We start from the raw sequence: 3,238 nt of genomic DNA, 5'->3' as shown, positions 1-3,238 counted from the left end.
TTTTCAGTAGAAGGATAAAAAAACAACCTATAACCACAGCTAAAGCACATTAAAACGTGCCTTAGCCACGTACGTTAGTTGAAATTTTAAAATAAGAATAAACGTGAATAAAATTATAGATTCACTTATAGTCCTTGTGAGTATAGTTGCAGTAGCTATTGTTTCTTTAGTTTTATGGGCACGGTTAGACTTAAAAGGAAAATTAGAAACTCAAAATAAACTTACACCTTCGGAAAATCGAAAGTCATTCCAAATACAAGGTATGTACAAAAACAACTATGACGGAGATACATTAATTATATTAAATAAGGACAAAGGGGTTAGAAATTCAGAGACTGGTTATTTACTATATAAAAGTAAAAACAAGCTCAATGACTCTGTCGGTACCACTGGAGGTTGGGTTTTAAAAAGAGAAGGAAACTCCTTAATAGGTACTAGTGGATACCGGTTAATGTTTTTATTTAATGGTCCATCAGCAACCGTTAGTACAATATCCTTTAAGATATATGACAAAAAAGAAATTCTTCTTGAGATACCAAAATCTTTAGAAACAAATAATGATCAAATGTATTTTGACCAATTTATTAAAATCGATTCTATTTCGGGATCTGTTTACGATAAATACTTAACCCTAATTTCCGGAGAGTTTAAAGATGAACTTACTTTTTTTAAAGATTTAGAGGATAGAAAGGCACAGTACCAAAAACTTGAATCAGCAATAAATTCAAACTCATATCTTAAAGAAAATATTGAAAAGAACAACAACTAACAAAATGTAAACATCAGCCAACGGCCAAAGGCCTTGGCCGCTTTTTACACCAGCCGTTATACCAAATAAAAGTTAATTAAATTGGAGTACACAATTTATTGGTCTGTTCTTGATTCACCTGCCTATTCAATTAAGTCCGGGATATATTTCCTAATTCTTGCAATAATAGGTGGAGTTTGTTTCAGACTAATTAAGAAATACAAAAAGGATAAAGGTGATGAAGAAAGATTCACCTTATTATTTGGAGCCGGAATCACTTCTCTATTTGGATTAATTATGTTCATCTTAAGGACATTTGTTTATCCAGATCAATATTCTGATGAAATGGCTAAAAAACTTCGCTCTAATGAATTTCCAAAAGTTGAAGGTGTCATTTCAAATTATCAAAAGAGAATAGATCGACGAGCAAGAGGTTCATCCGAAACGATTGTCAGCTTTAATGTTGATACTGTTGAATTCGCATTTGGAGATGCTTTATTCGGTAATTTTGGGTCATTTACTAAAACAAATAATCACGTCATATCCAACGGCCAGCCTGTGAGAGTAACTTACCGTGACTATTCACCATATGGAGAAAATTTCAACTCAATATTAATGATTGAAGTAAAAAAATAATTACAGGGTATAACCACACCTATACGGCAGCTTCGCCGCCGTATAGCTTAGTACGTTGGCAGGCATTAAAGTTATTAAATGAAGAAAGCTGTAAGTTTATTAGTCCTTATTTTCCTTTCATTGGGGATTCCTGTTAGTAAAGCAGGTTTCCAAGGTGGAGATATCCTTCTGAATAACTCAAAAAGACATAACTTCTCTAATAACCAAAGTCCAGATATTTTTCGATTAATATTGAAAGGTAAAGACTTGGTCAATGCTGAAGCCACGTTTTCAATAACTAATTCTTTTGGGAGAGAAATTTTTAAAGAAACATTTCCAGCCAGTGACTTGATTGGTTATGAAATTACGGTTGAAAATCCCTCAATAATAAAGAAGGAAGAAGTAATTAAGAAAAGAGCAAATGAATTTTTTATAGAAAAGAATTTCTTAAATCCTGCAATTTCTCCCAAAGAAGAATTTGATGAAGATTACGCAGAAGAAACTATTTGGAAAGACATTAAAATGGATAGGACAGCAATTGGATTTTTTTATTTGCTTGGCGAAGAAGGGTTAAGTTGGATTGCCTATTCAAAAAAGACAGGTAAAGTAGTTATGTATCGTACTTGTTGCTAAGAAAAATAAAGTCTGCCAACAAAACCTAAAAACCATTAAAACGCTTTTTAGCAGAGACGTTAGCCAATATTTAAAATAAAAATGAAAAAAATTTTAGCTCTTCTCGCTTCCACTATCATAATGAGTTCTTGTTTTGCCCAAAATGATCAGATTAATCTTCTGCCCATGTATGGAAATATAAAAAAGAAACCCTATCAATTGAAGGCTGATAAAGCTTTTATGGACAAAGCGGATAAAGATTTTAGCAATAGAAAAGAAGGCTCTGAACATTATTCAAAGCTTGCATGGGGCTATTATGAAAGAGGCGATTTGGCAACCGCGATGAAACGGTTTAATCAATCTTGGCTTCTAGATAGCATGAATTGCCAACCTTATTGGGGATTTGGCAATATTACTGGAATACAAGGTAAAGCACAAGAATCAAATAAACTTCTTAGGAAAGCAATTGCTCTTGGTTGTACAAGTCCTTTTATTCATGAAGCACTTGCTTCAAATGGGTTTGAAATGTTTGAAAAGACCAAGGATAGCCAATACCTAAAAGAAGCCGAAAAATCCATACAAGAGAGTCTGAAGGCAGATCCCAAAAATGCAAGGGCAATAAATCAAAAGGCAGTCAACTTTTACTACTTGCAGCGTTATGATTCCGCTTTAGTATACATAAATAAAGCAATAAAAATTGATTCCTTAGTTGTTAATGCGGCTTTTGTCAAGGATGTGAAGAAAAAGATTAAATAGATAAGATAGATTTAGATTAAAATTAAAAAAAGAACTTTGGCTAACCACAGCTAAACGTTAGCTAAGCCACCGTTTAGCCAAGCCCGTTAGCATACATTTAAAATAATGAAAGACTTCTTAGAAATTGAAGTAAAAGATCGTCAAACTTTTTCAGAATTTGCTAAGCTTCTTCTGGAAGACTTTGAAAAAAATAAGGAAAATTGGGAAAATAAAAACCTTGGGGATTTTCTTGAAGCATTACAGAGATATTCAGAAGACGTAGATGGATATTATAAAAATGTACATCCGGAATTAGATGCTAATGTACCAACCTGGAGAGTATTTGCAGATATTCTTTGTGGAGCAACTATGTATGAATAGACTTAAAATTTTAAGAAAATCGTAAGCTAACCACACCTAAACGTTAGCTTCGCCACCGTTTAGCCTAGTCCGTTGGCGGGTATTTAAATAATAAAAATTAATAATGCGAAAATTTTCTCTTGAAGATATCAAGTCTAAAGTAGACGA

Annotated in this window: 5 protein-coding genes; all 5 read left to right on the top strand. The window is 32.9% G+C overall.

Annotated features, from left to right (window positions below):
* Positions 1-103: 103 nt before the first annotated feature.
* The 5 genes from I5M27_RS18445 to I5M27_RS18425 all read left to right on the top strand — a co-directional run bounded on the left by I5M27_RS18445 (position 104) and on the right by I5M27_RS18425 (position 3,091).
* Positions 104-769 (top strand): hypothetical protein, encoded by a 666-nt coding sequence (locus I5M27_RS18445; protein WP_200507866.1) that lies wholly within the window; start codon positions 104-106, stop codon positions 767-769.
* Positions 770-850: 81 nt separating this feature from the next.
* The gene (locus tag I5M27_RS18440; RefSeq protein WP_200507865.1) at positions 851-1,384 is read left to right on the top strand and encodes a hypothetical protein; all 534 of its coding nucleotides are present in this window, start codon (positions 851-853) and stop codon (positions 1,382-1,384) included.
* Positions 1,385-1,462: 78 nt separating this feature from the next.
* Positions 1,463-1,996, top strand: a complete 534-nt coding sequence (locus I5M27_RS18435) for a hypothetical protein (RefSeq protein ID WP_200507864.1) — start codon at positions 1,463-1,465, stop codon at positions 1,994-1,996.
* Between the two features lie 81 nt (positions 1,997-2,077).
* A complete protein-coding gene (locus I5M27_RS18430) occupies positions 2,078-2,731 on the top strand; it encodes a tetratricopeptide repeat protein (protein WP_200507863.1) in 654 nt (217 codons plus the stop codon).
* A 105-nt stretch (positions 2,732-2,836) separates the two neighbouring features.
* Positions 2,837-3,091: a DUF7660 family protein gene (locus I5M27_RS18425; RefSeq protein WP_200507862.1), complete on the top strand. Its 255-nt coding sequence runs from the start codon at positions 2,837-2,839 to the stop codon at positions 3,089-3,091.
* Positions 3,092-3,238 lie beyond the last annotated feature (147 nt).

This window comes from Adhaeribacter terrigena (assembly GCF_016623615.1).
Classification (GTDB): domain Bacteria; phylum Bacteroidota; class Bacteroidia; order Cytophagales; family Hymenobacteraceae; genus Adhaeribacter_A; species Adhaeribacter_A terrigena.
This window is presented reverse-complemented; position numbering and strand designations above follow the sequence as displayed.